This is a genomic window from Streptomyces jumonjinensis (assembly GCF_009600885.1).
GTDB classification, from domain to species: domain Bacteria; phylum Actinomycetota; class Actinomycetes; order Streptomycetales; family Streptomycetaceae; genus Streptomyces; species Streptomyces jumonjinensis.
Genome location: NZ_VCLA01000003.1, coordinates 21,047 through 27,046, shown reverse-complemented (window position 1 = coordinate 27,046; position 6,000 = coordinate 21,047). Strand labels below are relative to the sequence as shown.

Sequence of the window (6,000 nt, the reverse complement as noted above, 5' to 3'; positions counted from 1 at the left end):
CGACGGCGCACAACCCCCCGAAGCCGGCCAAGCCGGTGCCACGACGCCCCCCGGCCGCCGAGAGGCATGGGGCTGACCATGTCCGACCTCGGCTTCTACGGCCCGGCGGCGCTGGGGGGCCTCGCCTTTCTGCTGCGGCTGCCCGGGCTGATCAGGAATCCGCGGGACCCGATGCTGCGCGCCGTGGCGATGCTGCTGGTCACGGGCTGGGGCGTGTTCTTCTTCGGGGCTCTGCCGACGATCGCCAAGGTCAATGAGATGACCGGCGTCCCGAACTTCTCCGCCCCTCTCGTCTACACGATCCTCACCGCCTTCAGCGGATCCTGCATCGTCCTGATCATCAACTGGCAGGGCAGCCCGCCCGAGCGGATCCGGCGGGCGACCCGCTGGTGCGCCGGGATCTACGGACTGGTCTGTGTGGCCCTGTTCGTGCTCTTCGCCCTGGGCGACGCTCCCGAGGAGCGGCTGCGGGACCTGGACACGTACTACGCCACCACCCCGTACATCCGCGAGATGATCGTGCTCTATCTGCTGGCCCACACGGTGTCGGCGATCATCATGACCTTTCTCTGCCGCCGCTGGTCCCGGGACGTCAGCGGGGTGCTGCGGGTCGGCCTCTTCCTCATGGTGGTCGGATATCTGCTCACGCTGGTCTACGACGTCTGCAAGTTCACCGCCGTCGGGGCGCGCTGGGCGGGCCACGACTGGTCCACGCTGAGCACGGACATCGCCCGCCCGCTGGCGTCGGCCGCCTCCTTGCTCATCGCCACCGGGCTGGGGCTGCCGCTGGTCGTGCAGCGGCTGGAGGCCCCCTGGCGGGAGTGGTCCCGCTACCGTCGGCTGGGGCCGCTGTGGCGGCTGCTGAGAGAGGTGGCCGCCGCCCGGCCCAGCGTGCGGATCTCCCTGCTCTCCCCGGCCGGGGTACGGCTGCTCCAGCGGGAGTCCGACATACACGACGGGCTGCTCACCCTCCATCCGTATCTCGACCCGGAGATACGGGCCCGGGCTCTCCTGGACGCGCTCGCCTCCGGGGTCTGCCGCAAGGACGCGGAAGCGGCTGCCGAGGCCGCCATGGTGGTGGCCGCGCTCGGGGCGATGCGCTCCGGCGACGCCCGGCAGCAGATCGCGGCGGCGCGAGCGGCCCAGCGTGGCGCGGGCTACGGCTGCCGTGATCTGGTGCGGATGTCGCGGGCGCTGCGCGACTGCGCGACTGCCCGCCGTCGGCCCGCCGGCTGACCGGCTGACCGGCTGACCGCGCGAGGGGAGCGGCGGGCGGCAGAAGGGGCCTCGGCGCACTAAGCGATCATGGAATCGTGAATCATGAACTTTTCTCACCTTCTGTTGCTGAAGTAGTCCGCCGCAGGGCGGCCTGGCAGAGAGCAGTCACATGACCGACCAGAGAGCCGCCCGTGCCGGGGCGCACGGACGCCGGGCCGTCGTCATCGGCGGAGGGCTGGCGGGGATGCTGGCCGCCGCCGCGCTGCGCGGCCTGGTGGACGAGATATGCGTGGTGGAACGGGACGAACTGCCGGGCGGGCCGGCGCCGCGCAGGGGCCTCCCCCAGGCGGGCCATGTGCATCTGATGTGGAGCGGTGGAGTCCGGGCCGTGGAGAGCCTGCTCCCGGGGATCACCGCGCGATGGCTGGCGGCCGGGGCCCGGCGGATCCCGGTCCCGACCGGGATGGTCGGTCTGAGCGCCCAGGGCTGGTTCAGGCGCTGGCGGCACGAGACCCACTTCCTGATCGCCTGCAGCCGCGATCTGCTGGACGCCGTGGTACGCGATCAGGTGCTGGCCGACCGGGGGGTGCGGGTCCTTCAGCGCACCCGGGTGGAGGGCCTGGTGGGCACAGCGGCGGCGGTCACGGGGGTAAGGGTGCGGGACGGCGACGGCGTGGAGCGCGTCCTGGCGGCCGACTTCGTGGTCGACGCCAGCGGACGCGGCTCGCGGACCCCCCGGTTCCTCCAGGAGCTCGGGGTGGGCACGGTCACCGGGCGCACCGTCGACATCGGCCTGGTGTACGCGAGCAGAATCTTCCGCGCGCCCGAGGGGGCGGGCGAGTTCCCCGTGGTGAACGTGCAGGCGGACCCGCGGTCCGGCCGGCCCGGCCAGGGCGCGACCATCCTGCCCATCGAGCACGGCCGGTGGCTGGTGACGGCTTCGGGGACCAGGGGCGGCGAACCGTCCGGCCGGGCCGAGGAGTTCGAGGGGTTCACCCGGCGGCTGCGGCATCCCCTCGTCGGTGAGCTGATCTCCCGGCTGGAGCCGCTCGGCGGAGTGACGGTCATCCGCAGCACCAGCAACCGCCGCCAGTACTTCGAGCGGGTCGCCGACTGGCCCGAGCGGTTCGTGGTGATCGGCGACGCGGCGGGGACCTTCAACCCGGCCTACGGGCACGGCATGTCGGTGGCCGCGCAGAGCGCGGCGGCGCTGCGGGAGCATGTCTCGGCGGACGGCGTCCTGGCCCCCCGGCTGGCCCGGCGGGTGCAGCGGTCGGTGGCCCGGCGGGTCTCGGTCGCCTGGGATCTCGCCATCGGGCAGGACGTCTTCTACCCGGGCGTCAGGGGCGGCGCCCCGAGCCGCAAGGACCGGGTGCTGGCGCGCTATGTGGACCGGCTGCTGAAGACCTCCACCGGGAGTTTTCTGGTGACGAAGGAGTTCACCGAGGTCACCTCGCTCCAGATGCCGCTGAACACCCTGGTCAGACCGAAGGTGCTGCTGGCCGCCGCGCTGGGGCCGCACCATCCGCCGCTCGGCGGCCCACCGCTCACCCAGGGCGAGCTGGCGGTGCTCGCCGCCCCGGCCCCCCGCCCGCAGGCTCAGCGCCCGCCCGCCGAACGATGAGCGCGCCCCGGAGCGTACGCCCCTGAGGCGGTGAGCGTACGGACCGTACGGATGCGTACGGCCCCGGGCGGGGGCCGTACGCATCCGGTGAAACGGCTCGCGCCCCGGCCGGTGCGGACACCGGCCGGGGCGCGCTCACCCTGGTACTCGCTCCGGCGTCAGCCGAGCGTGCCGAGGGCCTGGTTGAACGTCGCCGAGGGGCGCATCACGGCCGCCGCCTTGGCCGCGTCGGGCTGGTAGTAGCCGCCGATGTCGACCGGCGAGCCCTGAACCGCGATCAGCTCGGCCACGATGGTCTGCTCCTGCTCGCCCAGCGTCTTGGCCAGCGCCTCGAACGCCTGCGCGAGCTGCGTGTCATCGGTCTGGGTCGCCAGCTCCTGGGCCCAGTACAGCGCCAGATAGAAGTGGCTGCCCCGGTTGTCGATGCCCCCGAGCCGGCGGCTCGGCGACTTGTCCTCGTTGAGGAAGGTCGCCGTCGCGCGGTCGAGGGTGTCCGCCAGCACCTGGGCGCGGGCGTTGCCCGTGGTCTGGGCGAGGTGCTCGAAGCTGACCGCCAGCGCGAGGAACTCGCCCAGGCTGTCCCAGCGCAGGTAGTTCTCCTTGACCAGCTGCTGGACGTGCTTGGGAGCGGAGCCGCCGGCGCCGGTCTCGAAGAGTCCGCCGCCGTTCATCAGCGGGACGACGGAGAGCATCTTGGCGCTGGTGCCCAGCTCCAGGATCGGGAACAGGTCCGTCAGGTAGTCGCGCAGGACGTTGCCGGTGACCGAGATGGTGTCCTCGCCGCGGCGGATCCGCTCCAGCGAGAAGGTGATCGCGTCGACCGGGGCCTTGATCTCGATCTGGAGACCGTCGGTGTCGTGCTCCGGCAGATACGCCTCGACCTTGGCGATCAGGCTGGCGTCGTGCGCGCGGCCCTCGTCCAGCCAGAACACCGCCGGGTCGCCGGTGGCCCGGGCGCGGCTCACGGCGAGCTTGACCCAGTCCTTGATCGGCGCGTCCTTGGTCTGGCACATGCGCCAGATGTCGCCGGCGCCGACCGCGTGCTCCAGGACGGTCTCGCCCGCGCCGTCGAGGACCCGCACGGTACCCGTGGCGGGGATCTCGAAGGTCTTGTCGTGGCTGCCGTACTCCTCGGCCTTCTGCGCCATCAGACCGACGTTGGGCACCGAGCCCATCGTGGCCGGGTCGTACGCGCCGTTCGCCCGGCAGTCGTCGATGACGGCCTGGTAGATCCCGGCGTAGCTGCTGTCGGGGATGACGGCGAGGGTGTCGGCCTCCTGCCCGTCCGGGCCCCACATATGACCGGAGGTGCGGATCATGGCCGGCATGGAGGCGTCCACGATGACATCGCTCGGCACGTGCAGATTGGTGATGCCGCGGTCCGAGTCGACCATCGCGAGGGCGGGGCCGTCCGCGATCTCGGCGTCGAAGGACGCCTTGATCGCGGCGCCGTCGGCGAGCGAGTCGAGGCCCTTGAGGATGCCGCCGAGGCCGTCGTTGGGGCTCAGACCGGCCGCGGCGAGCGCCTCGCCGTGCTCGGCGAAGGTCTTCGGGAAGAAGGCGCGGACCACATGGCCGAAGATGATCGGGTCGGAGACCTTCATCATCGTGGCCTTGAGGTGCACGGAGAACAGCACGTCCTCCGCCTTGGCGCGGGCGACCTGGGCGGCCAGGAACTCACGGAGCACCGCGACGCGCAGCACGGAGGCGTCCACGACCTCGCCCGCGAGGACGGGCACCGACTCGCGCAGCACGGTGGTGCTGCCGTCGTCCCCGGTCAGCTCGATGCGGAGGGAGCCCGCCTCGGCGATGACCGCGGACTTCTCGGTGGAGCGGAAGTCGTCGGCGGTCATGTGCGCGACATTGGTCTTCGAGTCCGGCGACCAGACGCCCATCCGGTGCGGGTGGGTCTTGGCGTAGTTCTTGACCGACGCGGGGGCGCGGCGGTCGGAGTTGCCCTCGCGCAGCACCGGGTTCACGGCGCTGCCCTTGACCTTGTCGTAGCGGGCGCGTACGTCCCGGTCCTCGTCGGTCTTCGGGTCGTCCGGGTAGTCCGGCAGCGCGTAGCCCTGCTGCTGGAGCTCGGCGACGGCCGTCTTCAGCTGCGGGATGGAGGCCGAGATGTTCGGCAGCTTGATGATGTTCGCGCCGGGGGTCTTGGCCAGCTCGCCCAGCTCGGCGAGGGCGTCGCCGATGCGCTGGCCCTCCTCCAGGTACTCGGGGAAGCTCGCGATGATCCGGCCCGCGAGGGAGATGTCCCGGCTCTCCACCGTGACCCCGGCCGTCGAGGCATATGCCTCGACCACCGGCAGGAACGAGTGCGTGGCCAGGGCCGGGGCCTCGTCGGTGTGCGTATAGATGATGGTCGAGTCAGTCACCGCATGCTCCGCTCCACGTCTGCAACATTGCTCGACATCAAGATATCTCGTACTCGCTCCTCTCCCGAAAGGGCCCTCCTTCTGGACGGCGGCGGTGGCCGGGAGCCGCCCAGCGTCGTCGTCGTACCAGCCACCGGGGCGGCCGGTACGACGGGCGGAAAAAATTTCCGGCCGCCGTGTCACATTCCCGCGCCGTGATCCGTCAGTGAGACGACAGTGCGTTCCGAACGGCATACGCCACCGGGCGCGGGTACCGCGAGTACCGCAAGTACCGCAAGTACCGCAAGTACCGCAAGTACCGCGTATACAAGGAGAGCAGTCATGCAGACCCGTATGAAGAATCCGGCCCAGATCCTCCCCAACGTCTACCCCGCGGTGCTGAAGGTGATCGAGGCGGCCCGGGAGGGCGGGGTTCCCGAGGCCACGCTCCATCTGCTGCATCTGCGGACCAGCCAGATCAATGGATGCAGCTTCTGTGTGGTCGGCGGCATCCCGGGCGCGAAGAAGGACGGCGAGACCGATGACCGGCTGCACGCGGTCTCCGTGTGGCGGGAGGCCCCGTACTTCACCGACGCCGAGCGGGCCGCGCTGGCGCTGGCGGAGGCCATGACCCGGATGAGCGACCGCCCGGACCCGGTGCCGGACAGCGTCTGGGACGACGCCGCCGATCACTTCGACGAGAAGCAGCTCGCGTCGATCGTGCTCACGGTCGGCCTGACCAATCTCTTCAACCGGGTCAATGTCGCCACCCGGCAGATCGCGGGGCCGACCTGGTAGGCG

Annotated in this window: 4 protein-coding genes; 3 read left to right on the top strand and 1 reads right to left on the bottom strand. The window is 71.2% G+C overall.

The annotated features are described in order from the left end of the window. Positions 1-78 precede the first annotated feature (78 nt). Positions 79-1,236: an MAB_1171c family putative transporter gene (locus tag FF041_RS00410; protein ID WP_153520493.1), complete on the top strand. Its 1,158-nt coding sequence runs from the start codon at positions 79-81 to the stop codon at positions 1,234-1,236. A 151-nt stretch (positions 1,237-1,387) separates the two neighbouring features. After that, the gene (locus FF041_RS00405; protein WP_153520492.1) at positions 1,388-2,842 is read left to right on the top strand and encodes an FAD-dependent oxidoreductase; all 1,455 of its coding nucleotides are present in this window, start codon (positions 1,388-1,390) and stop codon (positions 2,840-2,842) included. A gap of 158 nt (positions 2,843-3,000) precedes the next feature. On the opposite strand, the gene FF041_RS00400 is transcribed toward FF041_RS00405, so the two are convergent. Then, complete coding sequence (locus FF041_RS00400; protein WP_323390847.1) at positions 3,001-5,220, bottom strand: NADP-dependent isocitrate dehydrogenase; 2,220 nt, start codon at positions 5,218-5,220, stop codon at positions 3,001-3,003. A 321-nt stretch (positions 5,221-5,541) separates the two neighbouring features. On the opposite strand from FF041_RS00400, the gene FF041_RS00395 reads away from it, so the two are divergent. Further along, the gene (locus FF041_RS00395; protein WP_153520491.1) at positions 5,542-5,997 is read left to right on the top strand and encodes a carboxymuconolactone decarboxylase family protein; all 456 of its coding nucleotides are present in this window, start codon (positions 5,542-5,544) and stop codon (positions 5,995-5,997) included. Positions 5,998-6,000: the final 3 nt, after the last annotated feature.

Excerpts from the sequence above, each read along its gene's own strand:
- FF041_RS00410 (WP_153520493.1), top strand. The coding sequence starts at position 79 with ATGTCCGACCTCGGCTTCTACGGCCCGGCGGCGCTGGGGGGCCTCGCC.
- FF041_RS00405 (WP_153520492.1), top strand. The coding sequence starts at position 1,388 with ATGACCGACCAGAGAGCCGCCCGTGCCGGGGCGCACGGACGCCGGGCC.
- FF041_RS00395 (WP_153520491.1), top strand. The coding sequence starts at position 5,542 with ATGCAGACCCGTATGAAGAATCCGGCCCAGATCCTCCCCAACGTCTAC.